The organism is Caldanaerobacter subterraneus (genome assembly GCF_004345675.1).
Classification (GTDB): Bacteria; Bacillota; Thermoanaerobacteria; order Thermoanaerobacterales; family Thermoanaerobacteraceae; genus Thermoanaerobacter; species Thermoanaerobacter subterraneus.
This window is the reverse complement of sequence record NZ_SLWU01000029.1, coordinates 1-26,478: the sequence shown is the minus strand read 5'-3', so window position 1 is coordinate 26,478 and position 26,478 is coordinate 1. Positions and strand designations below refer to the sequence as shown.

Below are 26,478 nucleotides of genomic sequence, written 5' to 3'. Positions count from 1 at the left end.
TTCATCAAATACTCTATCTAAAATCTCTTTACTCATGTTTTTCAGTCTGCTTGCCACAATGTAGTCGTATCCCGCTTCTTTTATCAGCTTTAAATTAAGTTTACTGTTAAGGCCTTTGTCCGCAACTATTATTACCTGGTCTATGCAAAATTTATCTTTCAGTTTCCTCAAAATTTCTATCATGGTCTTGCTGTCAACAGTATCTCCTGGAAACAGTTCATATCCAACTGGTCTTCCTTCTTTATCTACAAGCATGCCCATTACTACTTGTACCTCATTTACCTTGTTATCCTTGCTAAATCCAAAATCCCTTAAATCATCTTGCTTAATACTTTCAAAGTAAAATGTTGTCACATCATAAAAAACAACATCAACTACCATGTTAAATAAATCTCTATTCTTGTGATAAAGATATAGCTCCAAATCCTCTTTTATCTGGGCCAGAATATCTAATCCCCTGTACAGCTGATTTAAATCAATATCTTCTTCAAATCCAAAGTATTTGTTTTTGCGGTAGTACGTTTGAAGTTTGCTTACTGGCTGAATTAATCTCTGTGCTGTCATTAAAAATGCCACTTTATCAATGTCAAACTTTATCTTGGAATTTTGGGAGCTATACTGTTTGAGAAATTTACCTATCTCAAGTTCTTCCCAAAGTTTCCTATACACAATATATCCCCAGTTTTTAATAATCCCTTCTGAAACATCTTCTGGAGAAAACTTGATCGAACCTGTCTCTTCGCTAGAGCTTAAAAATATTTTTTGCAATTTATCTACAAGATTAATGAAAGAAGGGTCATTTTTAAGTTCATCAATTCTACCGAGATTAAGCAAGACTTTTTGTTTTATTTTACCATTTTCGCGATAATTATGGACAATTTTGGCATACTCATAGCCACCAGCTTTAGTTATTTTGAGAAACATATGGCATCACCTTTATGTTAGTTTATTACATTATACTACAAAAAGTGAATATAGTCAAGTGTTATGGCAATAATTAGGAGAAAAATTGTCCCTACAGTTTTGAAAAATTTTTTAACCCTAAAAACAAAAAACCCTTGAAAATCAAGGGTTTGATATTTTTTACCAGCCTAAAAATGGCCTCCAACTGACAAAGTCGAGAAAATGCACCGGATTACATACCACTGGGGACCACTGCTAATAAACAGGGAAGAATTGCAGGAATAAATATGGCAGGCGGAGATGCGAAATTTGCAGGAGTGGTAGGAACGGCTATTGTCAAGGTTTTTGACAGGACTATAGCGAGAAGTGGTCTTGGAGAAAGAGACTGCGAAGCTTTAGGCATACCTTATCAGGTAGTTTTAATAAAAGCAAGGCCTGTAAGCCATTACTATCCATGGGAAGACGAAATTCTTACGATAAAGCTCTGCTACCACAAGGATAACAGAAAACTTCTGGGAGGACAAATAGCAGGGGGACTAGGAGGAGTTGACAAGAGAATAGACGTTTTGGCTACTGCTTTGTTCCATGAAATGACTATTGACGAGTTGCAAGCTTTGGACCTTGCGTATGCTCCTCCATACAATTCTGTGTGGGATCCGTTGCAACAGGCATCAACTGTAGCGCAGAGGGGATAAAAGAAAAGGTCTTACCGCTTTTGGGTAAGGCCTTTTTTGATAATTAGGGTTAATTGAGGGGTGGTAGCTATGAAGTGGATAGAGAAGGCATGGAGGTTCTATGGATGGCAGACAGGAAGTAAGGAGGGAGCAGAATAGGAATGAGTCCAGAGGCTACTGTTCCGAGGATGCCATAGGACACTTATTCGTTCTTGAGGCAGGCCTTTACAAGTTGTTTAAATATCTCCAGCATTTTTTCATTTCCTTTGTAAGCCATAAGCTCCGGATGCCACTGAACTCCCACCACAAAATAGTCCTCTTTTTCAAGCTCAATTGCTTCTATAACTCCATCTTTGGATTGGGCTACTATTTTGAAGCCCTCTGCCACCTCTTTTACTGCCTGATGGTGAAAGCTGTTCACTGCAATGGTTTTGCCCAAGATATTATACAGCCTGCTTCCTTCTTTTATTTCTACCGTATGGGTGGGTAAATCGGGCTTTGCTCTTTGAGAATGCTTTATGTAAGCTGTAGGGATTTGAGATATGTCTTGATATAAAGTCCCTCCTAAAGCTACGTTCATCACTTGAATGCCTCTGCATATTCCCAGAATGGGTTTTTTAAGTGAATAAGCGTACTTTATGACTTCAATATCGTACCAGTCCCTGTCAGGAGTAATTCCACCCTGTTTTTCAATGGGTTCTTCGTTGTAAAGTAGGGGATTTACATCTTGTCCTCCAGTTATTAAAATTCCATCTACTTTTTCCACCTGTTTTTTTAGTGTGTCTTTGTCCAAGACTATAGGTAAAACTACAGGCACGCCCCCGGCTTTTAGAACTGATTCTACATAAGGTCTCATTACATAAATTCTTTCTTCTCCGATCATCACTCCCTCAGTCTCATAGCTTATGTTTCCCACAATACCTATGATAGGTTTATTCATGTTTCTCCCCCTGTTCTTTATTGGTCAGTTATTATTATACCATATTTTGTACTTTAAAAAATTAATAAGAGATGGTTAGATGTCTGACAACAAGTTAAAATTGTGGTATAATTATATGAGGATTAAAAGGGTTTTATCTGGAAATAATAAAAGTAAAAGAGGGGTGTTAGTGTGAAGGAGACATTGCTCGCTTTAGTTACGGGAATGGCTGTAGGTCTTATATTTTCATTTTTCAGGTTGCCCATTCCGGCTCCCAGTGTTTTGCCGGGAATTGCTGGGGTGATAGGCATTTACCTGGGAGGGCGGTTGATGGAATATATAATCAAATTGATTGGCAGGTGATGATTTGCAATTTAAGGCAGGTTATGAACCTGTCTTTTAGTTTTTTCCAAAATAATCACGAACTTTTATTTGAAATTTCCTATAAAAATTCGCATTTTTAATTGATTTATAGCGTAATTTTTGATAATATAGATTACGGGTTTCTTTGTGAATTTGCAAGAAAGAGGTAGATAAGATGAAAAGATACGATGTGATAATTGTAGGAGGCGGACCTGCAGGACTTTTTACTGCACTTGAGCTCGTTAATAAAAAAGAAAATTTAAATATATTGCTGCTTGAGAAAGGGAAAGATATACACAAAAGAGTGTGCCCGATGAATACCTATGGGACAAAATGCCTTGACTGCAAACCCTGCGCTATAACGTCTGGAATAGGAGGAGCGGGGGCTTTTAGTGATGGAAAGCTGACTCTTACTTCTGAATTTGGTGGAGTTTTGGATGAATACATGCCAAAATCGAAGCTTAACGAGCTTATAAACTATGTAGACAGCATATACGTGAGATTTGGTGCTACTACTGAAGTCCACGGTACAGATAGAGAGAAGATAAGAGAGATAGAAAAGAGGGCTCAGGCAGCAGATTTGAAGTTAATTCCTGCTGTGATAAAGCATTTAGGTACAGATAAAAGTTTTGAGATAATAAAGAACATGAGAGACTATCTGGTTGAGAGAATAGATATAATGACAGATACCATAGTAGAAGAGATAATTGTAAAGGACGGCCAGGCTGTTGGGGTTGTGACAGAGAAAGGTGAGGAATACTATGGAGAGTATATAGTGGTGGCGCCTGGGAGAGAAGGAGCTAAATGGTTTAAGAAAGAAGCCGATAGGTTGGGAATCAAGACGAAAAATAATGCAGTGGACATTGGAGTGAGAGTGGAAATCCCGGCTGTGGTGATGGAAGATATAACCGATGTGGTTTACGAATCCAAATTTATTTACCATTCTAAATCTTTTGACGATAGAGTGAGAACTTTTTGCATGAATCCTTACGGGATGGTAGTTGTAGAAAATCACGACGGGATAAAGACAGTGAATGGACACAGCTATAAGGACATAAAGACAGAAAATACTAATTTTGCCATACTTGTGAGCAAAGAATTTACAGAGCCTTTCAACAGGCCCATAGAATACGGAAGGTACATTGCGGAACTTGCCAATATGCTGGGAGATGGAGTTATAATCCAGAGGCTTGGAGATTTGCTGTCAGGAAGGCGTTCTACTCCTAAAAGGATAGAAAGAGGACTCGTGGAACCTACCTTAAAAGATGCTACTCCAGGAGATCTGAGCCTTGTACTTCCTTACAGATTTTTACAGTCAATAATTGAAATGCTTCAAGCCCTTGATAAAGTTTCGCCAGGAGTTTATTCAAAGCATACGCTTTTGTACGGCGTTGAAGTGAAGTTTTATTCTTCCAGAGTAGAGCTTACAGATAAATTAGAGACACAGATACGCAATTTATTCGCTGCAGGGGATGGAGCTGGCATAACGAGAGGCTTAGCTCAGGCTTCAGTTTCAGGGGTTGTTGTGGCAAGGGAGATCTTGGAGAGAGTCAAATAAAGGAAGGAGAAATAAATATGTCTGTTACTGTGATTGTGGGCGCTCAATGGGGCGATGAAGGAAAAGGGAAGATAACGGATTATCTTGCAGAGAGGTCAGAAGTGGTGGTGAGGTACCAAGGAGGCAATAATGCAGGGCATACTGTAGAAAAAGATGGTGTTCAGTATAAGCTTCATCTCATTCCTTCTGGAATACTATACCCTGACAAAATATGTGTAATTGGCAATGGGGTAGTAGTTGACCCTTCGGCTCTTTTGAAGGAGATTGAGGATTTAAAAGCTAAAGGAGTGGAAGTGAAAGAGGATAATTTAAAAATCAGCGATAGAGCCCATGTAGTTTTTCCCTATCACATAAAAGAAGATGAACTAGAAGAAAAAGGAAAGGGCGATGAGGACTTAGGGACTACAAAAAAAGGAATAGGGCCTTGCTATAGGGATAAGACAGAGAGAATAGGCATAAGAATGTGTGACCTTATGAATGCCGAGGTTTTCAGGGAGAAGCTTAAAAAGAATCTAGAGAGAAAAAATAAAATTTTTAAAGATATTTACGGTGAAGAGGGATTTGATTTCGAGCAAATCTTTGAAACTTACAGGGAGTATGCAGAAAGGTTGAGACCTTATGTGACTGATACTTCTGTTCTGCTTTACAATTTAGCAAAGGAAGGTAAAAAAATCTTGTTTGAAGGGGCCCAGGGGACTCTTCTAGACTTGGATTTTGGTACTTATCCCTATGTTACGGCTTCTCATCCTGTGGCTGGAGGAGCTACTGTAGGAGCGGGTATAGGTCCTACGATGATTGACAATGTGATAGGTGTTGTCAAAGCGTATACTACGAGGGTAGGAAAGGGACCTTTTCCTACAGAACTTAAAGATGAAATTGGAGATTTTTTGAGAGAAAAAGGCTATGAATATGGGACAACTACTGGAAGACCTAGAAGGTGCGGATGGATAGATATTGTAATGCTAAGATATGCTGTCAGAGTCTCTGGCATAACGAGCCTTGCTCTCACAAAACTAGATACTCTGACAGGACTTGAAAAAATAAAAATATGCACAGGGTACAAAATTAACGGAAAGATTATTGAGGATTTCCCGGCAAGCCTCGAAGAATTGAAAATGTGTGAACCCATATACGAAGAAATGGAGGGCTGGAGTGAGAATATACAGGATGTGAGAAGCTTTGAAGACTTACCTTTGAATGCGAAAAAATATGTAAAAAGGTTGGAAGAACTCGTAGGAGTGGAATTTAGCATAATTTCTGTAGGTCCCGAAAGAGAAGAGACTATCGTTTTGAGGAATTTTTGATAAAAAGCTTGACATTATACCCTCGGGTAAGTATAATATATAACTGTCAGGAGAATTTAATAGGTAAAAAGGTGCTGGCGTAGCTCAATAGGTAGAGCAGCTGACTTGTAATCAGCAGGTTGAAGGTTCAAGTCCTTTCGCCAGCTCCAGTATTTGAGCAGGTTTAAGGGTATCGATAAAAAGTCGATACCCTTTTTTGATTGCGAGTTGATTGCGAGTTGAAATCTTGAAAAACAGCTACTTTTTAATATACTATATATAGTGTTTAATATAGTTTTAGATGTGTATATATGGTATAATATATTATAAGATTTATTTAGATAAAAAAATAACCCATGGCAAGGACCAAGAATTATACACGACCATGTATATTATATCCTGTCCTTGCATGGGAAAGCAAGGAGGATGTTTGCAATGAATTTAGCATATGGTGAAATGGAACCGCAAGATAACATAATATCAAAAGAAAATGCACGAAATATATTTTTGAATACTATAAAAAAAGAAATGCCAGAAATATTACATACACTTTATAATAACGTTTATCCTATTTATAGGCAATTGATTATAGAGATAGAAGAAGCGAAAAAAGTACAAACAAATTATATTTCAAGATTAAACAAGTATAAAAATAAGAAAAATGAATTTACAATACTTGCATGGAATGATAAAGATATAGAGGATGCAATAAACCATTATATTAATGAATTAACAGATGAATTTTATCCAGATTTAATACCACTTAAGGATGAATTAATTAAATGGGCAGAACGATATAATATTAATTGCAGTTGGATATTAGAAACTGCAATTGAAACTATGGGACATTGGTATCGATTATCGCCATATGTGGGCAATAAAATTTATGAAGAATGGCAATATAGAGGTGTCGTATTTTGGGGGTTGGGTTTACCCTTATTTGAATTCTCGGAAAAATTTAAATGGGATATAGCGTTCGAAACAGAAAAACAATTTAAGGAAAAGGTCCGAACGAAGTTTAATGAATACCTTAATAAATACATTGAAAAATGTAGAATAAAAGCGCAGGAAATGAATTATACAAAAAGTATAGAAAAACGTCAAGTTGAACATTTTGAATGGTTTGTATTGTATCAGATAAAAGGTTGGGAATTGCCTAAAATAACTGAATTTATATCTCAAAGGACAGGCAAATTTTATGAAGAAAGCAATATTTATAAAAACGTTAAAAAAATATCTCAGCTTATAGAACTGCCTTTAAGAGATGGTTACAGATAAATATCACTTGAATTAGATAAAAAAAGTCTAATTCCTTCAATGAATGCCTCCTATATTCTACTATTGAAGTAGAGAATATAGGAGGTGTTTTTATTATGGATAAAAAGTTATTGAGATTACCGGAGGTAGCAAGAATACTTGACCTAAAGGTGGATAGGGTCTATGCCTTAGCAAGAGAAGGGCTGCTACCAGTAGTACGAATCGGAAGACAATTAAGAGTAGACCCAGACAAGTTACAGGAATGGATTGATAATGGCGGGCAAGGATATCCCGGCGGTTGGAAAAGGGAGGCTGAATAAGGAATGCTAATAAGTATAATCACTTGTATTATTTGCTTAGTCTTAATCCTACAGGCGTTAAAAGACGTTAAAGCCTTAAAAGAAGATATCGAAAGCCTTGTAATTCGTAAAAAGTCATAAGATAGTTACCGTTTTTTTAAGGCAAATAGTTAAGGCATATATTTATACCTTTTAATAGGCACGTAGGAAGGGAGGCATAATTATGCTAACACCTTTGAAGGCAATTAGAAAGAAATGTTTGGAATGTAGCAATTATCAATATAAGGAAGTTGAACTTTGTCCTATAAAGGATTGCCCTTTATATCCTTATAGGTTAGGTAAAAGGCCTTCTACAATCAAAGGAAATGCAAAAAAGCATGAGATAGCTAATGATATTTTAATCGAAGGTGTTAAAGATGATTAATAGCGCTATCGATAAATTTACTCTAATTAAAGATAGCATTCCTTTAGTGCAGGCTATAGAATATTATGGCCTGCACCCTATTAAAAGGGGGAGGTACCATTGGATTAAGTGTCCATTTCATAATGATAAGAACCCTTCATTGGCAATCTATGAAGAATCCTTTTATTGCTTTGGTTGTGGAGCACATGGAGACGTTATAGATTTTGTAGCGAGATATTTTAACCTTGAACCATTAGAAGCGGTTTATAGGTTAGCGGAGGATTTTAATGTACCTCTTCCTGAAGAAAAGCGATTAACCAAAAAAGAAAAGAAAAAAATACAGCAACGTATAAAGCAAAAACAGGAAGAAGACAAGCTTTATAATGACTTTTTAAAGGCAGTTGACGAGACTTATGATTATCTATGTGAATTAAACCATTTATACACAAAAATAAAACAGGTCATAAACGACCCTAAAGACCTTGAATTACCCGAATTTGCGGAAGCTTGCCATAATCAAGACCTAATTAATTACTGGTTAGACCTACTTCTTGAGGGAAATATTCAAGATAAACTTTTTGTAGTGGAGGAGGTTAAACAATGGAAACTAAGCAAGAAGTTATAGAAGCAATAAAAAAATTCAAGCAAGAAAGACAGTTAACCAAAGCCGAACAATTCCTTAATACTATTGTACCACAACAGAAGGAAAATATACAGAGTGAAGAAGTAGAGGATGTACAGGAAGCTATACCATGGCCAGAGGATTTGCCAGAAGCGGCTTATCATGGCCTTATAGGGGAAATTGTAGGAGCTATTGAACCATATACAGAGGCCGATAACGTAGCCATTCTAATGAGTTTTTTAACAACGATAGGCAATTATATAGGTAAAAACATATATACCAAAGTAGCAGCAGATACACATGGTACAAACATTTTCACATTGCTAATAGGTGATACTGCAAAAGCAAGGAAAGGGACTTCTTTAGGACCAGTTAGAGAGGTTTTTAAGAGGATAGATGAAGAATATATAAAAACTAAGAACGTAGAGGGATTAGCAAGTGGTGAAGGTTTGATTTGGGCTATAAGGGATAAAAGAGAGGATTATATCAAGGATAAAAAGACAGGCGAGTTTGTGAAAGAGATAGTGGACTTAGGGGTAGAAGACAAAAGGCTTTTAGTTACAGAGAGTGAATTCGCTACTATTTTAAAAAGAATGCAACGGGAAGGGAACGTATTATCACCTATTATTAGGCAAGCATGGGATGGGTATAAGATACAATCTTTAAGCAAAAACAATCCTGCAATTGTAACTGGACCCCATGTATCAATTATTGGCCATATTACAGTAGAAGAGTTAAGGAACCACTTAAGGGACGTAGAATTATTTAACGGATTTGCGAACAGATTTATATGGCAATGTGTAAGAAGAAGCAAGCTATTGCCAGAAGGTCCAGTTATACCAGATACAATCTATAACGAAATTATACAAAAGTTAGTTAATGTGTTTAGATGGGCAAGAGAAAATAAAGGCGAAATACGCAGAGATGATGAAGCAACGGAATTTTGGAAAGAAGCATATCCAATTTTAACAGAGGGTAAAGATGGAGTGATTGGAGCTATTACAAGTAGAGCAGAAGCACAAGTTTTAAGATTATCATTGATTTATGCGATATTAGATAAATCAAAGGTCATAAGAAAGGAGCATATAGAAGGGGCTATTGCAATATGGCAGAGAAGCGAACAATCGATAGAGTTTGTTTTTGGCGACAGTACAGGGGACGAGGTACAAGATAAGATAATTGAAGCATTAAAAAGAGGTCCTATGACACAAACAGAGATTTTTGTAAATGTCTTTAATAGAAAAATACCAGCAATAAGAATAAAAGACACTTTGCAGAGACTTTCAGCTAAAGGGTTAATCAGTGGGGGAAGTATACCTACTAAAGGCAGGCCTAAAACAGTATGGGAACTTAATGAACAAAAATAGTATTAAGTCAAAAAGCACAAAAAGGTCAAAAAGGCTTGTAGTAAGGGTTTAATGCTAAAACAAAAAGAAAACAATAAGTAACATTAAGTCAAAAACTTTATATTTGTTAGTATTAGCCCTTTTAATAAAAATCTTTTTGAACCTTTTTGTTTACTTTTTGTAATGGCTACAATGCGTATGGTTAGGCTTTTTGACCTTAATTACCTTTTTGAACGTAATAAAATAAAAAACATTAAGCGAAGGAGGTGTAAAAATGGAAGCTAAATCTTATTGGGAAGATAAGAATATTTTAAATAAAGTTAAAAAAGCATGGGAACAAAAACAAAAATGGGATGAAGATAAAGCTTATAACTACCTTAAAGAAAAAGTAGAAGAATTAGCAAAAAAGTATTATGAAAATGGCAGTTATGGAGCTATTACATGGATTGAAAAACATAATCCTACACTTAATCAAAAACATAATGAAGCTATGGAAAAGGTTAATCAAGCCTTTAGGGAAAAGAGTATTAGTAAATTATATGAAGGTGTAGCAGAGCTATATAGTGTATTCGCAGAAATAGAAGAGGCATATAAAAAGGCTAAAGAAATGGCTAAAAAATATGAGGTAGATATTTATACTATCTATTGGGACGAAGAGATAAAGGCATATAAGATAGTTAGTAAAAATTTATAGGGTAGGGGTATAAAGAAATTTTATATAACCTTCTTGAGAACCGGCGGGCATAGTTTAGCGTGCACAAAATTCCCTTTATCTTATAGAAGGGGAATAATACAATAAATACCCCCCTACTTGTTTTTTTGAAGGAAAGGTGAAGACCGAGCGGCTGACATTCAAAGACCTGAGAAAGGTATTTCACACGAGGGGGGCTAAAATGCTAACAAATGCTAACGTTTAAATGTCAAGAAGCGAACCGAACCACCACAAAAAAGCAGTTGGGACTTAAGGAAACTTAAGCTTTAAAGAAGAGCAAAAAGAGAGCAAAAGAGTAGCAAAAAGGTTGCAAAAGAGTTGCAGAAAAGGAGTAGAAGCGGTTTAAAAAGAGCAGTAAAACAGCGGTTTTAGAGCAGTAAATTGAGGGAGAAGCGACAAAAAGAAGACAAAAAGGCGACAAAAAGGAGAGGAAAAGGGGTAAGGTGTCAAAGTAAATCAAAAAAATGTGTCCTTTATAGGCTTTGTAGTAGGCTATAGATTAAGTTTTGTAAGCTTTGTCATAGAAGCATTTTTTGACTTTTCGGACGCTATAAAAAAGAGGGTGTAAGCGGACATTTTCGGACATTTTGCAGATTTTTCAGCACTAAAAAAAGAGGACGTATAAAACTATTGCCTTGACGTTTAAAAGCGATTGTAGGGCAATTTTGGGCTTTTGAGAGGCTAAAGCATAAATGAGCGAATTAGGAGCACAAAAGGAGCGCAACTTTTTAAACGCTATAAAAAAATGACTTTTATGACGCTATAAAAAAGGGCATAATGCAACAAAATGGAACAAAAAAGGCTTTTTTAAACATGATGGAAGCCTTGTATTTCAAGGCTTTAGCAGTTACAGAAGGTTAAAAAATGTTTACTAACGTTAGCCTTTTAAAAAGGCATGGTGATTTTAAGGACTTCACAAAATTTCACAAAACAGAGGCTTTTAAAAATGGCGTAAGGCTTGAGATATAAGGCTTTGAGGGAGTAGGGGGTATAAAATCTTGTATATTTTCATAGCAGGAACCGGCAGGCGGGGTAGTGAACACATATTCGCAGGTTTTACTGTTTTTTTGGAAAAGGCTAATTTACCACTTTAAAGTAGTATAATTATACGAAATAGCAATTTAGTATAATAAGTTACAATAAGTCATAATAGATTATAAAACACTTATACGTTTTTGTTTTCATTCAATATCCGATTTAATTCACTTTCAGATATTCGCCATGTATCACCAAGCTTAATAGCTCTAATTTTCCCTTGTTTAATCCATTTATAAATAGTCATAGTATTTAGCTTTAGCTTTTCAGATACTTCTTTTACTGTAAAGTATTCTTCCATGATAATCACCTCTTTTACAATAATAGCACAGGATATAATTTATATCAATAAAAACTAACAAAGTATATTAAAATAAATTGACATGGTCGTTATATTACATTATAATATAACTTAATAAAATATGTTTAAATTTATTAAGTTATATGAGGAAAGTTAAAAGAAGAGTTTCGTACGAAATTCGTACAAAGCAGAAGAAGAACATTAACCAAATTGATTAAAGTTGAAAGGAGAGAAGATTTATGTCTTCTAAGGCATATGTAAAGCTTGAAATTGAGGAAGACCATTTAAAACAGTTATCTAACCTCTTAGAGAGGGATAAAACACATCTACAGGACAAAGAGAGGATTGCTTTGTTTCATATTCTATCAGGGAAAGATAGTCTCTATCAAAACATTGATAAGATTTACGATTTTAAAGACCACACAATAAAACCAGAATGTTTAGATGATGGCGAATGGACAAATGAAGATAGAAAACTAATTGCATTGGCATTTAATCTTTATAACAACTACAAAATAACACCTTTAGAGGTGTTTTCGGGACTGAGCAAAGATTCCTTTTTATTGGCATTGGCAGGCATTGTAGAAAGGATTTACAGTTGATAAAAGGGGTTGCAATTTTGCAGCTCCCTTCCCTTAAATAACAAAAAGAGGTTAATTCAAGGTGAAGAAGGCTTTAGTATAAAAGATGTGAAACGAGCATTATAAAATAGGTCTATTTCAAGGAGGTTATGTTATGGCAAGACAAAGAGGGTCAGTGAAAGAAATAATTAAGGGAAAGAAGTATAAGATAAGCTTTTATATTGGTACTGATGGTAATGGAAAAAGGAAATACTATATTGAAACAATCGAATGTAAAAACAAAGCAGAAGCACAAAAATATTTAGCCAAAAAAATAGTAGAGTATGATACAGGGACATTGCCAATAGATGAAACTAATATTACGGTTAAGGATTATCTTAAAAAATGGCTTGAGACAAAAAAATCCTCTTTAGCACTCAAAACTTACAACGATTATGAACAAAAGATAAGATTGTATATCAATCCTGCTATTGGGAACTATAAGCTTTTAAAATTAACACCTTTAATAATACAAAATATGTACAATAATATGTTAGAGCAGGGCCTATCAGCAAGAACTATAAGATATACACATACAGTTTTAAATGAAGCATTAAAGCAAGCTATTAAGTGGCAGATGTTAAGATATAACCCGTGTGATGGAACTACATTGCCGAAGCAGGCAAAAAAAGAGATGAAAGTTTTAACGCCAGAACAGGCTAAAAAGTTTTTAGAAGCTTGTGTTTATAACAGATGGGGGATATTATTTGAATTGCTACTTATAAGTGGTATGAGACCAAGTGAAGCCTTAGGCCTTAAATGGGAAGATATAGACTGGAAAAATAATCGTATTGCAGTACAAAGGACTTTGACCAGAGTAAAAAACAATTGGCAATTAAAAGAACCAAAGACACCACAAAGCAGAAGAACAATTCCTTTACCAAGAGAAGTTATGAATGACTTAAAGGAGCATAGGAAACAACAGTCAAAGGAAAAGCTTAAGGCAAAAGAATATATCAATTATGATAAGGATAAGAATAAATTTAAACCAGAAGAATGGGAAGAAAAATTGAAAGACCCAAAGGTATATGTCGATTATGGACTTGTATTTGCTACTGAAACAGGAAGACCTCTTGACCTTGCAAATATTAATTATCAATATTTTAAACCTCTTCTAAAAAACGCAGGATTACCAAATATAAGACTTTATGATTTAAGGCATACATGCGCTACACTTCTTTTATTAGCAGGTGAAAATCCTAAAGTAGTAAGTGAAAGATTGGGACATGCGAATATAACATTAACACTTGATACTTATAGCCATGTTTTACCTACTATGCAGGAAGAGGCTACACAAAAGTTAAAACAAATGCTATTTGGAAGTTAATTTTTTTTGATTGCGAGTTGATTGCGAACTGAAAAAAACTTAATGAATCTCAAGCAATTTAACATAATATTACAAATGGCTGAAATCCTTAATACATGCAGGTTGTAAGGACTTGTAACACCTAAAAGAACATCAACAAAAGTAGCTGTTATGGGACTTGTAATCAGCAGGTTGAAGGTTCGAGTCCTTTCGCCAGCTCCATTTTTTTATTATTTTCAAAGCTTTTGAAGGCTCAATATTGCAAGACTTAAGGCGGCGGTTGACACTTTGGTTGACAATTTAAGACCGCTGCCTTTTTGTTTTATTTGCAAACATTTTGCAAACGTCATATATTTCCTTAACTTTATTGTTTCACATTTATAAAGCGATATGTTAAAATAAAAATAAATTAAATAGAAAGGATGGGAAAAGTGGCTGTAGTGCGACCTTTTATGGCATTGAGGCCTTTGCCGGAGTTGGCAGAAAGAGTTTCTTCGCCGCCTTATGACGTTTTATCAAGAGAAGAAGCAGAAAAGTTGGCTAAAGATAATCCATATTCTTTCTTGCATGTGGAAAGAGCAGAAATAGACTTAGAAGAAAACATAGACCCTTACAACGAGGCGGTTTATCAGAAAGCTAGAGAAAACTTTATGAAAATGAAAGAGAAGAAAATTTTGATAAAGGACGGAAAAGAGTGCTATTACATATATCGAGAGAGAATGGGTGATAGAGTACAGACAGGACTTGTCGCCCTTGTGTCTATTGACGATTATTTGAATGGAGTTGTGAAAAGGCACGAACACACTCTTTCAGAAAAAGAAGAGGACAGGGTAAAGCATATGGATTATTGCGATGCGCACACAAGTCCTGTGTTTTTGGCATATAAGGCAGATGAAAGATTAAAAAATTTGCTAAAAATGTGGATTGAAAGAAAAACGCCTGTTTATGACTTTACCTCTGAAGATGGTGTGAGTCACTCTGTGTGGGTAATTGAGGATGTGGAAGTGATGAAAGAAATTACAGAAATTTTTAAAGAAATACCCGTTCTCTACATAGCTGATGGGCACCACAGAGCAGCGGCATCTGTTGCACTGGGATTGAGAAGAAGAGAGAGTCTTAAGAATTACTCTGGAAAAGAGGGATTTAACTATTTTCTAGCTGTAATTGTCCCTCACGATGAACTCTACATAATGCCTTATAACAGAGTAGTAAGAGATTTAAACGGGTATTCTGAAGAGGGGTTTATACAAAAAGTTAAAGAAAAATTTACATTAGAAGAAGTAGGGGTAACTCCATTTGAACCAAAAGAAAAGCATACTTTTGGAATGTATTTAAAGGGAAAATGGTATAAGATTAAAGCAAAGGAAGGAACTTTTGACTCTTCAGACCCTATTGGATGTCTAGATGTTTCAATTTTACAGGATAACTTGTTAAAGCCCATTTTAGGGATAGAAAATCCCAGGACAGATAAGAGGATAGAGTTTGTTGGTGGTATAAGAGGGACAAAAGAGTTAGAAGAAAAAGTAAATAAAGGGATGGCAGTAGCTTTTTCTCTGTACCCCACTTCTATTGAAGAAATTTTTGCTGTAGCGGACTTTGGCGGAATAATGCCTCCAAAATCCACCTGGTTTGAACCCAAATTGAGAAGCGGTATTTTTGTCCATGAAATTGACTGAGTGCTTTTTGGCACTTTATTTTTTTATTAAAGTTGTTCTAATGTGGGCTTCCCTTAACTAATATATAATGTGAGGATAATTTAGGGGAGCTGGTATTATGGATGTCAAGAAAAAATTGCTTTTGGGGCTTTTAGCAGTAGTTATAGCTGTTTTATTTGTGTATTTTGCGCTTCCTGATAAGGGAATGACTACATATCTCATTGAGGCAAAATATGACGATGGAAGCAAAACAGTAGAAGCTGTTCAAACAGTCAGATATGTAAACACAACTGGTGCTTCCCTTAAAGAGATTTGCTTTCACCTCTATCCCAACGCTTTCAAGTCTGAAGAAAATCTCCCATTTACAAAGGAAGAACTTCCTTTTGTTTATCCTGAAGGCTTTGCTCCCGGTTTCATTGAGATTGAAAAGGTCACGATAAACGGCCTTCCTGCTGTATACACTCTGGAAGAGCCCAATGATGAGATTTTGAGATTGACATTGCCTAGAGAGATTAAAAAAGGAGAATCTGTCAATATAAAGATGCAGTATAAGGTGAAGCTTCCTCCCGCAAGGAGCAGATTTGGGTACGGCAAAAATACTGTTCAATTGGGAAACTGGTATCCCATTCTCTCAGTTTACGACAAGAACGGATGGAATAACGACCCGTATTATATTTTCGGCGACCCATTTTACAGTGACATAGCCGATTACAAGGTAGAGTTGACTGTTCCAGAAAAGTTTGTAGTTGCTTGTACAGGGGAAGAGAAAGAGCAAAAAGTGGAAAAGGGTTCTAAAAAACTGGTGATTGAGGCTCATAAGGTGAGAGATTTCGCAATTGTCATGAGCGATAAGTTCAAAGTGATAGAGCAAGTGGTGGACGGGATAAAGGTGAAGTCTTACTATTTTACAGAAGGGTATGGAGATAAGGTTTTGAAGTTCGCCTCTGATGCCATTAAGTTTTACAATGACTACATTGGCAAATATCCTTACAAAGAATATTCTGTGGTAGAGACTGATTTTTACATGGGAGGAATGGAATATCCGCAGCTTGTGATGATATCTAAAGATTTGTACAATAAGGCTAATCTTTTCAACCTCGAATATGTTATCGCTCACGAAACAGCTCATCAGTGGTGGTATGCATTAGTTGGAAACAACCAGATAAGGGAATCGTGGCTGGATGAAGGGCTCACAGAATACACCACTCTCCTTTACATAGAGAGATACTACGGAAAGGCTACAGCAGAGGAGATATACAGGCTTGTAATTGAGGGAGGGTTTAATAAGTTTGTAAATAACAGCGCAGATACTTCTTTTGCAAAAACTCTGGCTGATTTTAAAGAATGGAAAGAATATACAAATATAGCTTACAACAAAGGAGCAATGGTGTTTTACAATTTAAGAAAATTAATAGGTGATGAAGACTTCAAGAAAATGTTACAGACCTACTACGAAAAGTACAAATACAAAATTGCCACTACGCAAGATCTGATTGACGTAGTGGACAGCGTAACAGGAAAAGATACAGGGGGATTTTTCCAGTCATGGTTTTATTAGATTATCATCTTTTTCTTTAACCTTATGTCCTCTCCGTAAAAGTTGAGAAGCTTGAAATGACCAAAGATGCGCGAATAAATTCTTTCCGGGTATATAGCCATTATTTCTGATAAAGGCAGATTAGTAGAAATTATAAATTTTTTTCCTAGCAGAAGTCTTGTGTTTAAGATGTTGAAAAATTCTTGAAGGCTGAAAGCTGTTATTGGCTCTGTTCCCAAATCGTCTATTATTAAAAGGTCACACTCCTTCAGAAGTTCCAGATATTCATTGTAAACTTCGCTGTCAGGGTTTAGCTTGTTTATCCTTAAGCCTTCAATTAAGTCGGGAGCAGTTCTGTAAATTACGCTTTTTCCTCTGTCTAGAAGCTCTTTTGCTATACAGTTGGCGAGAAAAGTTTTACCCAATCCTGAATTGCCGTAGAAAAAGAGGCTTTCTTCAATGGTGTCAAAGTGTTTGATGAAGTTTAAGGCAAATTCCACTATGGTTCTCATATTGGCGCGGGGAGAGGGCTTGTCCCCGTAGGGTTTATCTGAATAATATTCAAAGTTAAAGTTGGAGAAGTTTTCTTTCTGGAGAATTTCTGCTATGCTGGACTGCTTGTAGTAGATATTTATGAGCTTTTGATTAAAACATTTGCAGCGCTTTCCATTTACATAGCCTGTGTCTTTGCATATGTTGCACTCGTATTTTGGCTCCAAATAGTCTTCAGGATACCCATGAGATTTTAGTATTTCTGTTTTCTTTTTTTTTAAAAAATTTAATTTTTCTCTCAGGGAGTTCAACAATTCTTTGCCTTTTTCTGGTTCTTTGAATATCGCCTGAGTTATTTGAATGCCTATCTCTTTTATCTTGTCATCTATTTTTTCAAGTTCGGGTATTTCTTTGTACAGTCGGTTTCTTCTTAGAAGGGCTTCTCTCTCTGCCTTATCTCTTTTCATTTCATACTCTTTAAGTATCTCATGAATTATATTTTCATTCATTTAATTCACCTCTAGAATGAGCTAAAAGCTTTTTTTCCAAATCCTCTATGTCATAAGTCCTCTGGGAATAGCTGTTAAAGTAATTCTTTGGGGCTTTAAAGGCAGAAGTAGCAGCTGTTTTCTTTTTAGAAGAAGACTTTTTGCTTTCTAGGTCTTCTACACTTCTTATTCCTTCATTGAACCAGTTTATCAAAATCTTATTTATATATGGAAAGCTTGGTTCATTTAGCTTCGCGATACATTCTTCGCCAGCTTTTATTATCATATCCACATCAAATCCTAGCTCATCCATCCACCTGTCCATCATTTCTCTCTGTACTTCTGTTGGCTCTTCTTCCTTCATGCCCAGCGCTTTTAATATCCTTTTGTAATCCTGCCATCTCCTGCTTTCTGCTTTAAGGTATTCTTCTACATCTAAAGCAGTTTTAAGACCAGCGTCATGCCATGCTATAGCGACTTTTTCCATGTATTTTAAAGAGGTTTTGTTTTTTGAAGCGCAGTAGCTTACAAGCATTGTTATGACTTCCAGAGAAAAGCCGTATTCGTCTACCCAGCTTAAATAAGTTTCCATTTCTGTTGGAGTTAAAGGCCTTCCAAGTGTAAGCTCTATTGCTTCAAAAGCCTGCTTTACTTGAGGGTCGTAAAGGGAGAGAGAATGGCCGTTGGAAGATGGGGGAACTACAGGGAGATACTCTACTGTGTATTCTCCGTCTATGTATTTTAACTTCACAAGGCCAGACTTTTCCCAGTATTTTAAAGCTTTATCAATTTCTAAGTCTGACATGAAGAGCTTGTCTGCCAGTTCTTTTAAGGGAATTTGATTGCCGTAGAAGCAATACTTAAGGCCTAATATGTATACCTTCACATATTCGCCCGGAGCATCCAACATGAAATGGTTTATGAAGTAGTTGCTGAGAGGAGTGCTTCCCCAATCGTCATTTTCACCCAAAAATTTAAAAACGCTCATTCTCCCCACCTCGAATATATTATAGCATAGGGGGATGTCCTCTTCAATTGAAAAGAATTTAACATATTTATCGGCATGTTTGAGAAAGAATATTAGTCTAAACTACAGCATAAAATAAAAGAAGGAAATAAAATTTTGCTTTTTGGAAAAAGTGTGGTATAATTAAAACGATTAGATGAAGAAAGGATGGGGAAAGTGGGGAGCGAAAGCTATAAGTTTTTGCTCTTTTTAAAAGAGTACCAGAAAAACCTTATAGCTTTTTTATTTGCCCTTTTTTTAGGACTGGCTTTTGTGGTATATGAAAATGGATTTGCCTATAACGTGCTGGTAGATGGAGTAAGTATTGGCGTCACAAGAGATGTTGAAGGGGTAAAAAGGGCAGTAGAAGAAATCAAAAAAGAAGAGATGCAAAAATGGGGTGATGTGGTCTTTGACCAAGAGATAAGCTTTGAAAGGATTAGGGTTTCAGGTGAAAGAGTCAAAGATGCTAGGGAAATAGAGGCTAGCTTGAAAAAGATTCTGAGCCTTACCTGCAAGGCTTATGCCATAGAGGTCAATGGAAAGCCGGTTGCATTTTTAAAGTCAAAAGAAGAAGCTTACAAAACTCTAGAGGATTTAAAGAGCGAGTATAAAAAAGATGCAGACAAAATCTATTTTAAGGAAGAAATAAAGATAAAAAGTAAGTACATATCTCCTACAAAGTTGGTTGAGGAAAAAGAGGCTTTAGAAATATTGAGAAAGCCTCTGAAAGAGGCAGTTACATATGAGGTAAAGGAAAATGACAGCCTCTGGAGTATAGCGAGAGAGCATGACATGTACATACAGGACATATTGAAGCTGAATCCTGGGCTTACTGAGAATTTAAAGCCTGGGCAGATTATATATCTTTCAAAAGAAGTCCCCTTGGTCACAGTTGTTACAGAAAAAGAGGTAACTTACAAAGAAGAAATTCCTTTTAATACTAAATTTACAAAAGATGATAAACTTTTTGTTAACCAATCAAAGGTTCTAGTGGAAGGGGAAAAGGGGTTAAAAGAGATAAAAGCGGTAGTGATAAGTCACAATGGAGTTGAAGTAAAGAGGGATATAAAAGAAGAAAGAGTGCTAAAAGAGCCCGTTTCTAAAGTAGTAGCAGTTGGTTCAAGGAGAGTCTCTTACGTAGCTACGGGTTATTTTAGCTATCCAGCTAGGGGTACTATAACCTCGAGATTTGGTCCTAGATGGGGAGGTTTTCACACAGGGGTTGATATAGCAGCACGATATGGGAGCCCGATTTATGCTTCAGATGGCGGAACAGTGATTTTTGCCGGTTGGGAGAGCGGTTACGGATATCTTGTTAAGATTGACCATCACAATGGGTATGTGACCTATTACGGGCATGCCAGTAAGCTTTTGGTGAAAGTTGGGGACAAGGTTGAAAAAGGGCAAAAAATCGCACTGGTAGGAGCGACAGGCCATGCTACAGGGCCTCATGTGCATTTTGAGGTGAGAAAAAATGGCGTGCCAATTGACCCGATGCGCTTTTTAGGAAGATAAGCCCGAATTGGGCTTTTTTCTTTTTGAATGAACTTGCCCCCTTTGGATATGAATGCTATAATACAAAATGAAAGGTTATAGTATGGGCTGTATCACTCATTGAGTTAGTACATATTTTGATTTTTTGGGGTGATACAGCATGAATAAAAAGATTTTAGTATCTATAATAGGAATCATTTTTGTTTTTTCAGTGCTATTTTTCAACAATGTAAATGCTACTTTTTACCCTTATGTGAAGGATGTGGGTAAAGCTAAGCTTATAAGAAGTGTAAAAGATTTCAAAACTGCAGAGAGTGAGCATTTCATCTTAAAATACACTCCTCGGGATGAAAAATACACTTCTCTTGTGCTTGACATAGCAGAAAGACATTTTAAAGGCGTAACAGAAGACTTGGGATATGTTCCCCGTGAAAAAGTGCTAATTGTGATGTACAGTGATGCCGATAAAATGAATAGGGATTTTTCGCTGGCAAAGGGCACAACAGCAATGGGGCTTTATCTTAATGGAGTAATAAGCATACAATCTCCCTCTTTATGGATTGGAGATGAAGATAATCTTCCAGAAATTTTTGAAAGAGAAGGACCTATAGTGCACGAATTTGCACATTTTATAGTAGATGAGGTAGCAAAAGGTAGCTGCCCTGTGTGGTTTACAGAAGGTATTGCTCTTTTGGAGGAGTATCGAGAAAATGGAGTTTCATGGGGGGAAGGGCTTAAAGGGAAGCCTTACTCTTTAGAAGAGTTGAACTATAAATTCAATGAACTAGATGAAGTTTTGGCGTATAAAAGGTCTTTTGAAATATTAAAAGCTATGTCTTACAAGTATGGTATGGAAAGTATAAGAGAAATTATTAAATATTTGGGGGAAGGCTTAAGCCTTGAGGAAAGTTTTTACAAAGTCACAGGAGATACTCTTAAAAATTTTATAGATTCTATAAAATAAAAGCAAGAAGAGTATTCTCTTCTTGCTTTAGCTCTATAAAATAAGGAGGCGTGAAAAATGAGTGACAAGATTTTGATTGTGGACGATGAAAAACCGCTTGTGGACATAATAAAGTACAATTTAGAAAAAGAAGGTTACATAACTTTTGAAGCATACGACGGCGAAGAGGCAGTAAAGATGGCAAAAGAACAAAACCCTGACCTCATAATATTGGATGTGATGCTTCCTAAAATGGACGGTTTTACTGTTTTAAAGACTTTGCGGCAGTCCATGACAGTTCCAATTTTGATGCTTACTGCAAAAGAGGAGGAAGTAGATAAAGTATTGGGACTGGAATTGGGAGCTGATGACTATATCACAAAGCCTTTTTCAATGAGGGAGCTCATAGCTCGCGTTAAAGCGAATTTGAGGCGGGTAAGTTTCAATGGCAGCGAGCAGAATCATATTATACGAATAAAGAATTTGAAGATCGACATCTTAAAGTACAAAGTGGAGAAGAACAACAAAGAGATAGAGTTAACCTCCCGAGAATTCGAGCTTTTGAGATTTCTCGTTTTAAACAAAGGGCTGGTCTTTTCAAGAGAGGCTCTTTTAGAAAAAGTGTGGGGTTACGAATATTTTGGCGATATTAGAACGGTGGACGTCACCATAAGGCGATTGAGAGAAAAAATAGAAGATGACCCGAGCAACCCAAAATTCATACACACAAAAAGAGGGGTTGGTTACTATTTTAGCGATGAAAAGCCGATTTAAGAGCATCCAGTGGAAGATAATATTATTATACAGTTTGCTGATCTTGGTTGCAATGGAAATTATATGGATTTATCTCTATAAATCCCTGGAAAACTATCATTTAAACAATTTTGACAACTACCTTGAGGCGCAGGCAAAGGGTATTTCTTTTACTTTAAAGGACAACATGGACATAAAGAGCTTGAAAAGTGTAATAAACATGTACATGGGGCCTAATTCCAACATAAAGTACGTTTACATCTTGGACAGCCACGGGAATATCCTGGCAAGCTCCACAGGAGATACAGGGAAGATGATGACACCCGCTATTGCAAAAGCTCTTTCGGGTGAGATGGGAAGTGAGCTCACAAAGGACTATTACTCTAATAGCACTATTAAAAGCTTTGCTATGCCAATTTACAACAGTGAGGGAAAAGTAAGTGGAGTTGTGTATTTAATCGGCTCTTTAAAAGGCATATATGATACTTTATGGGATGTCAACTTGATTTTAGCAAGTGCTACTTTGTTTGCACTTATAATTACTATGATATTAGGCTATATTCTTTCAAAAACCATAGCAGACCCTATAAAAGAAGTGACAAAGTATGCTCAAAGGATGGCAGAAGGGGATTTTGACATAAAAATAAATGTAAAGTCCGACGATGAAATAGGAAAATTGGGAGAGATGTTTAATTTCCTCTCTTCTCGTTTGAAGGAAACTTTAAATGACATACAAGGGGAAAAGAATAAAATAGAAGCTATCATCAAATTCATGAAAGACGGGGTTGTGGCGGCTGACGCAAATGGCAATATAATCCACTACAATGAAGCAGCTGAGAAGATGCTAAATAAAAAGTTGAGTTTAGGTATGCCTGTAGAAGAAGTGCTTCCTTTAAAAGAAGCAGAAAATCCCATCCCTATGACCTGCGACAACAGGGTGTTAATGATTAATGCGGCTTCTGTTAAAATTAACAATCAAGTAGAAGGCTATGTGTATGTAATGCACGATATTACAGAGCAGCACAAATTAGACCAGATGAGGAAAGAATTTGTAGCGAACGTCTCCCATGAGTTGAGGACTCCTCTTGCTACTATAAAAAGTTATGTAGAAACTCTTCTTTACAACGATGTGGACACAGAATATTCAAAGAAGTTTTTACGAATAATAGAAACAGAGACAGATAGAATGACTCGCCTAGTAAAGGACCTTTTGCTTCTGTCAAAGATGGATTCGGAAGAGAACAGTTTGAAACTGGAACCTTGTGATTTTAACGAAATAGTAAAAAATGTGGTAAACAGCCTATCTATTGAAGCTACCAAAAAAGGACATAATGTCATACTAAATTTGAGCGAGACGCTACAAAAGGTAAATGTGGATAAGGATAAGGTTGAGCAGATGGCAATGAACATAATAAACAATGCTATAAAATATACTCCTGAGGGGGGAGTCATAGAAATCTCTACGGCTTACGATGAAGAAGGAGTTACTTTCACTGTGAAAGATAACGGAATAGGCATTCCAAAAGAGGACCTTCCGCGCATATTCGAGAGATTTTACAGAGTGGACAAAGCGAGGTCTAGAGAATTGGGAGGAACGGGATTGGGGCTTTCAATTGTGAAACAGATAGTAGAGCTTCACAAGGGGAAAGTGAAGATAGAGAGCGAGCTGGGAAAAGGCACAGTAGTGACAGTACAGTTACCTTATTCTAAAAATTCGTAATCGTAATTTAATATTGCTGTAACATTGCTGTAATAATAGTGGTATATAATCGTACATGTAGAGGAAAAGGAGGGATATCCTTGAAAAAAGTAATCGCATTTGCTGTAGCAGTTTTGCTTATGCTTGCCTTATCTGTTTCATCAGCCTATGCAGCAAACCTCATAGTATTAAAGACAGATATTGACAATGTAAAGACGAATAACAAGTACTTTATAGTCTCAGGAAATGGACAACCTAACACCACTGTAGAGCTTATTTTAAATGACAATTTAAATGACAAATGGGTAATAGATGAGTCAGCAGTTTTTGCGAGGCTTGTCATTTTGAATCCGGGGGAAAATACGCTCTTATTAAAGGCTTACAAAGGGGACCAGGTGCAAATAATAAAAGGCAAAGTCATATTGACCAAGAAAGACGGCATATGGCAGATCACCATAACAGCTATTGAAGAACTGATAAAGTCATTATTGAAATAAGAGGGCTTAACTTATGAGGGAGAAAATAAAGTCTATAGTGCTTTTGTGCCTTGTCGGAGTGAGCGTTTATTTGACCTACACCTTATGGATATCCTTCCCTCAGAAAGAAATGTCTCTTGAAAGTAAAAAGTCCACGAATTCAGAAGTGGACCTTTTTCGTATAATAAGGCCTCAATACGCATTTTTAATTGAAGGTGGAAAAACTTATTTAGCCAGTGTAGATTATCTGTGGAGGCAGGTTGTGGAGTTTTTAAACAAAGAGAAGGAAATAAAGTTCACTTTAGAAGGAAAAAAGGATTCTGGAAACTCTTTAACTTTTGAGGGAATTAAATTTGTAATAGAAAAGGGATGGAATAAGGGTGTCCTAAAGCAGATTCTCACTAGAGAAAGTGTAATTAGAAAGCTTGATGACAACGCCAGAATAAATCAGGTTTTGGTTGATTTTAAGCAAAATCAGATGGTTTTTGAAGATGTGTACAGTAACAAAAGGTATGTATTTTCCTATGAAAGCATAAAAGATTTAAAGCCCCTTTCAACTGAGGACGCGACAGTATGTGATTCTGTATATGGCACACCTTTGACTGCGGTTTCTATGCCTAATATACACAATAAAACTATGATTAAAGAACTGGACCAGATTTTGTTGGATAAAATTTTTACTAATATCTCTATAGTGAGAAAAGTTACGGAAGACAATGGCAAGATTGTCTACACGGATGGGATGAAGAGTTTAAAAATTTTTGAAGACGGGTGCATTGAATTTTACAGCACATCTATAGAATCCTCTTCTGATGGTAAACTCGATTTTGTAAAATCTGCGGAGTTTTTAGAAAGACTGGGGCTAAACTGGAGAAATTTTTATTTGGCAGATGTAAAAGAAGACAATGGCCAGGTTTCCTTTTTCTTTGGGTACTCTTTCGACTTTCCTATCTGGTTTGATAAGCGCGATTTCCATCCAATAGAAGTGACTGTCTCAAATGGAAGTGTGAAATCAGCGCGAATTTTATACCTTAACGTGGAAGAGAAAGGCAAGATAACTTTTTCCCCTGAGAAAATGAGGAATCTTTTCAATGCTGGGCTAAAAATTTCTAAAAACAAAGGGGCGTTTCAAGCCTTTAGGATTGGATATATATACATGAATGGCCATTTCATACCTTCAATAAAGATGGAGTTCGAAAAAGGGAGTGTCTTCATAAACATGTTGAACGGAAAATTACTTAGCATTGGGGAATGAATATGAATTGGTCTAAAGCAAAGACGATAATGATAGTGACTTTTATATTTTTAAACCTTCTTCTTTACGCTGTAGTCGTGAAAACCCATGAACCTCAGATGTCAAAGCTTTCTTCTAAAGATTTCGCTGCTATAGAGAGGGTGCTTGAGGAAAATAATATTTTTTTGTCTATATCTCTTCCTGAAAAAGCTCCTCCTATGCCTCTTGTAAAGGTAAAGAGAGAAGTTTTTGACGATAAGTTCGTATTGGACCATTTTATAAAAAGTAAGGATTACAGGAAATATGAAAATAGCGGAGAGACTGTTTTTGAATTTGATAGTACTACAATAAAAATAGGGCATTTTAGCTTTTTCTTTCAAGAGAAAAGTGATAAATTTTTAAACATGACTTCTTCTGATAAAGAGAGATACATTGAAGATTTTTTAAAACAGCATTTTTTGAAGGAAAAAGACGGACAGATAGTGAAAATAGAGAGGAAAAGCAAAGGAGTCACTATAGAGTACAGGCAGTTTTACAATGGATATTTTGTTGACGACAGTTTCATCAAAGCAGATATTTCTGGTGATGAGTTTACAGTTTATAAAAAATGGTTTGAGTCTGTGATTCCTGAGAAGGACAAGAAGGAAATAGTAGATGCAATTTTTGCTGTTTTAAAGCTTGTGGAGATAAAACCAGAAAAAGCTGTTGTCAAAATAGAGGATGTAAAGCTGGGATATTATTTTAACTGGCCTAATGCCTCAAAAGGAGAAGCTGTGCCCGTGTGGAAAATAGTATCTAATGAGGGTATTTACTATATAAACGCCTATACAGGCAATTTGGAAAGAGGGGAATAATCCCCTTTTTCTCGACTTTGTCAGTTGGAGGCCATTTTTAGGCTGGTAAAAAATATCAGACCCTTGATTTTCAAGGGTTTTTTGTTTTTAGGGTTAAAAAATTTTTCAAAACTGTAGGGACAATTTTACTCCTAATTATTGCCATAATACTTGACTATATTCACTTTTTGTAGTATAATGTAATAAACTAACATAAAGGTGATGCCATATGTTTCTCAAAATAACTAAAGCTGGTGGCTATGA

General features: G+C 36.1%; 26 protein-coding genes and 1 tRNA gene. 22 read left to right on the top strand and 5 right to left on the bottom strand.

The window, feature by feature from the left end:
• A partial coding sequence (locus tag EV203_RS11235; RefSeq protein ID WP_132040696.1) for an IS1634 family transposase occupies positions 1-924 on the bottom strand: 924 nt, incomplete at its 3' end.
• A 266-nt stretch (positions 925-1,190) separates the two neighbouring features.
• Here EV203_RS11235 and EV203_RS11230 point away from each other — a divergent pair.
• Positions 1,191-1,598 (top strand): NAD(P)/FAD-dependent oxidoreductase, encoded by a 408-nt coding sequence (locus EV203_RS11230; RefSeq protein WP_243700688.1) that lies wholly within the window; start codon positions 1,191-1,193, stop codon positions 1,596-1,598.
• A gap of 181 nt (positions 1,599-1,779) precedes the next feature.
• Here the strand turns inward: EV203_RS11230 and EV203_RS11225 are convergent, their stop codons facing one another.
• A complete protein-coding gene (locus EV203_RS11225) occupies positions 1,780-2,517 on the bottom strand; it encodes a gamma-glutamyl-gamma-aminobutyrate hydrolase family protein (protein ID WP_011026691.1) in 738 nt (245 codons plus the stop codon).
• 171 nt (positions 2,518-2,688) lie between these two features.
• Between EV203_RS11225 and EV203_RS11220 the strand changes: the two genes are divergently transcribed.
• From EV203_RS11220 to EV203_RS11175, 10 genes are all read left to right on the top strand, one after another.
• Positions 2,689-2,859 (top strand): XapX domain-containing protein, encoded by a 171-nt coding sequence (locus EV203_RS11220; RefSeq protein WP_011026690.1) that lies wholly within the window; start codon positions 2,689-2,691, stop codon positions 2,857-2,859.
• A 175-nt stretch (positions 2,860-3,034) separates the two neighbouring features.
• A complete protein-coding gene (locus tag EV203_RS11215; RefSeq protein WP_132040694.1) occupies positions 3,035-4,417 on the top strand; it encodes an NAD(P)/FAD-dependent oxidoreductase in 1,383 nt (460 codons plus the stop codon).
• Positions 4,418-4,434: 17 nt separating this feature from the next.
• On the top strand, positions 4,435-5,721 hold the full coding sequence (locus EV203_RS11210) for an adenylosuccinate synthase (protein ID WP_132040692.1): 1,287 nt from the start codon (positions 4,435-4,437) through the stop codon (positions 5,719-5,721).
• A 73-nt stretch (positions 5,722-5,794) separates the two neighbouring features.
• Positions 5,795-5,870: transfer RNA gene (locus EV203_RS11205), tRNA-Thr, on the top strand.
• 265 nt (positions 5,871-6,135) lie between these two features.
• Positions 6,136-6,978 carry a hypothetical protein gene (locus EV203_RS11200; RefSeq protein WP_243700687.1) on the top strand — a complete coding sequence of 281 codons (843 nt, stop codon included), beginning with the start codon at positions 6,136-6,138 and terminating at the stop codon, positions 6,976-6,978.
• A gap of 95 nt (positions 6,979-7,073) precedes the next feature.
• On the top strand, positions 7,074-7,277 hold the full coding sequence (locus EV203_RS11195; protein WP_132040690.1) for a helix-turn-helix domain-containing protein: 204 nt from the start codon (positions 7,074-7,076) through the stop codon (positions 7,275-7,277).
• A gap of 202 nt (positions 7,278-7,479) precedes the next feature.
• Positions 7,480-7,680, top strand: coding sequence for a hypothetical protein (locus EV203_RS11190; protein ID WP_132040688.1), 201 nt, complete (start codon positions 7,480-7,482; stop codon positions 7,678-7,680).
• Positions 7,673-8,284, top strand: a complete 612-nt coding sequence (locus EV203_RS11185) for a CHC2 zinc finger domain-containing protein (RefSeq protein ID WP_132040698.1) — start codon at positions 7,673-7,675, stop codon at positions 8,282-8,284. Before EV203_RS11190 ends, EV203_RS11185 begins: the two co-directional genes overlap by 8 nt.
• Positions 8,260-9,648, top strand: coding sequence for a DUF3987 domain-containing protein (locus tag EV203_RS11180; protein ID WP_132040686.1), 1,389 nt, complete (start codon positions 8,260-8,262; stop codon positions 9,646-9,648). The genes EV203_RS11185 and EV203_RS11180 overlap by 25 nt, the downstream gene beginning before the upstream one ends.
• A gap of 253 nt (positions 9,649-9,901) precedes the next feature.
• Positions 9,902-10,321, top strand: a complete 420-nt coding sequence (locus tag EV203_RS11175) for a hypothetical protein (RefSeq protein ID WP_012268862.1) — start codon at positions 9,902-9,904, stop codon at positions 10,319-10,321.
• A gap of 1,183 nt (positions 10,322-11,504) precedes the next feature.
• Here the strand turns inward: EV203_RS11175 and EV203_RS11170 are convergent.
• Entirely contained in the window at positions 11,505-11,675 is a 171-nt protein-coding gene (locus tag EV203_RS11170; RefSeq protein ID WP_003867858.1) for a helix-turn-helix domain-containing protein, read from the bottom strand.
• A gap of 239 nt (positions 11,676-11,914) precedes the next feature.
• Here EV203_RS11170 and EV203_RS11165 point away from each other — a divergent pair, with 239 nt between their 5' ends.
• The 4 genes from EV203_RS11165 to EV203_RS11150 all read left to right on the top strand — a co-directional run bounded on the left by EV203_RS11165 (position 11,915) and on the right by EV203_RS11150 (position 16,814).
• Complete coding sequence (locus tag EV203_RS11165) at positions 11,915-12,277, top strand: DUF6075 family protein (RefSeq protein WP_132040684.1); 363 nt, start codon at positions 11,915-11,917, stop codon at positions 12,275-12,277.
• A gap of 133 nt (positions 12,278-12,410) precedes the next feature.
• A complete protein-coding gene (locus EV203_RS11160) occupies positions 12,411-13,622 on the top strand; it encodes a tyrosine-type recombinase/integrase (protein WP_012268865.1) in 1,212 nt (403 codons plus the stop codon).
• A gap of 410 nt (positions 13,623-14,032) precedes the next feature.
• On the top strand, positions 14,033-15,277 hold the full coding sequence (locus EV203_RS11155) for a DUF1015 domain-containing protein (RefSeq protein ID WP_132040682.1): 1,245 nt from the start codon (positions 14,033-14,035) through the stop codon (positions 15,275-15,277).
• Positions 15,278-15,374: 97 nt separating this feature from the next.
• A complete protein-coding gene (locus tag EV203_RS11150; RefSeq protein WP_132040680.1) occupies positions 15,375-16,814 on the top strand; it encodes a M1 family metallopeptidase in 1,440 nt (479 codons plus the stop codon).
• Here EV203_RS11150 and EV203_RS11145 read toward each other — a convergent pair.
• Positions 16,811-17,794: an ATP-binding protein gene (locus EV203_RS11145; RefSeq protein ID WP_009611260.1), complete on the bottom strand. Its 984-nt coding sequence runs from the start codon at positions 17,792-17,794 to the stop codon at positions 16,811-16,813. The genes EV203_RS11150 and EV203_RS11145 overlap by 4 nt on opposite strands.
• Positions 17,787-18,761, bottom strand: coding sequence for a DnaD domain protein (locus EV203_RS11140; protein WP_132040678.1), 975 nt, complete (start codon positions 18,759-18,761; stop codon positions 17,787-17,789). The genes EV203_RS11145 and EV203_RS11140 overlap by 8 nt, the downstream gene beginning before the upstream one ends.
• Before the next feature lie 186 nt (positions 18,762-18,947).
• On the opposite strand from EV203_RS11140, the gene EV203_RS11135 reads away from it, so the two are divergent.
• The 7 genes from EV203_RS11135 to EV203_RS11105 all read left to right on the top strand — a co-directional run bounded on the left by EV203_RS11135 (position 18,948) and on the right by EV203_RS11105 (position 26,235).
• Positions 18,948-20,297 (top strand): M23 family metallopeptidase, encoded by a 1,350-nt coding sequence (locus EV203_RS11135; protein WP_046159959.1) that lies wholly within the window; start codon positions 18,948-18,950, stop codon positions 20,295-20,297.
• A 139-nt stretch (positions 20,298-20,436) separates the two neighbouring features.
• Positions 20,437-21,240 carry a gluzincin family metallopeptidase gene (locus tag EV203_RS11130; protein ID WP_132040676.1) on the top strand — a complete coding sequence of 268 codons (804 nt, stop codon included), beginning with the start codon at positions 20,437-20,439 and terminating at the stop codon, positions 21,238-21,240.
• A gap of 57 nt (positions 21,241-21,297) precedes the next feature.
• Positions 21,298-21,993 carry a response regulator gene (locus EV203_RS11125; protein ID WP_132040674.1) on the top strand — a complete coding sequence of 232 codons (696 nt, stop codon included), beginning with the start codon at positions 21,298-21,300 and terminating at the stop codon, positions 21,991-21,993.
• The gene (locus EV203_RS11120; protein ID WP_031314318.1) at positions 21,977-23,692 is read left to right on the top strand and encodes an ATP-binding protein; all 1,716 of its coding nucleotides are present in this window, start codon (positions 21,977-21,979) and stop codon (positions 23,690-23,692) included. Before EV203_RS11125 ends, EV203_RS11120 begins: the two co-directional genes overlap by 17 nt.
• An 80-nt stretch (positions 23,693-23,772) precedes the next feature.
• Positions 23,773-24,168: a hypothetical protein gene (locus EV203_RS11115; RefSeq protein ID WP_011026679.1), complete on the top strand. Its 396-nt coding sequence runs from the start codon at positions 23,773-23,775 to the stop codon at positions 24,166-24,168.
• Between the two features lie 13 nt (positions 24,169-24,181).
• Positions 24,182-25,402 (top strand): hypothetical protein, encoded by a 1,221-nt coding sequence (locus tag EV203_RS11110; protein ID WP_132040672.1) that lies wholly within the window; start codon positions 24,182-24,184, stop codon positions 25,400-25,402.
• Between the two features lie 2 nt (positions 25,403-25,404).
• Positions 25,405-26,235 carry a two-component system regulatory protein YycI gene (locus EV203_RS11105; RefSeq protein WP_132040670.1) on the top strand — a complete coding sequence of 277 codons (831 nt, stop codon included), beginning with the start codon at positions 25,405-25,407 and terminating at the stop codon, positions 26,233-26,235.
• Positions 26,236-26,478 lie beyond the last annotated feature (243 nt).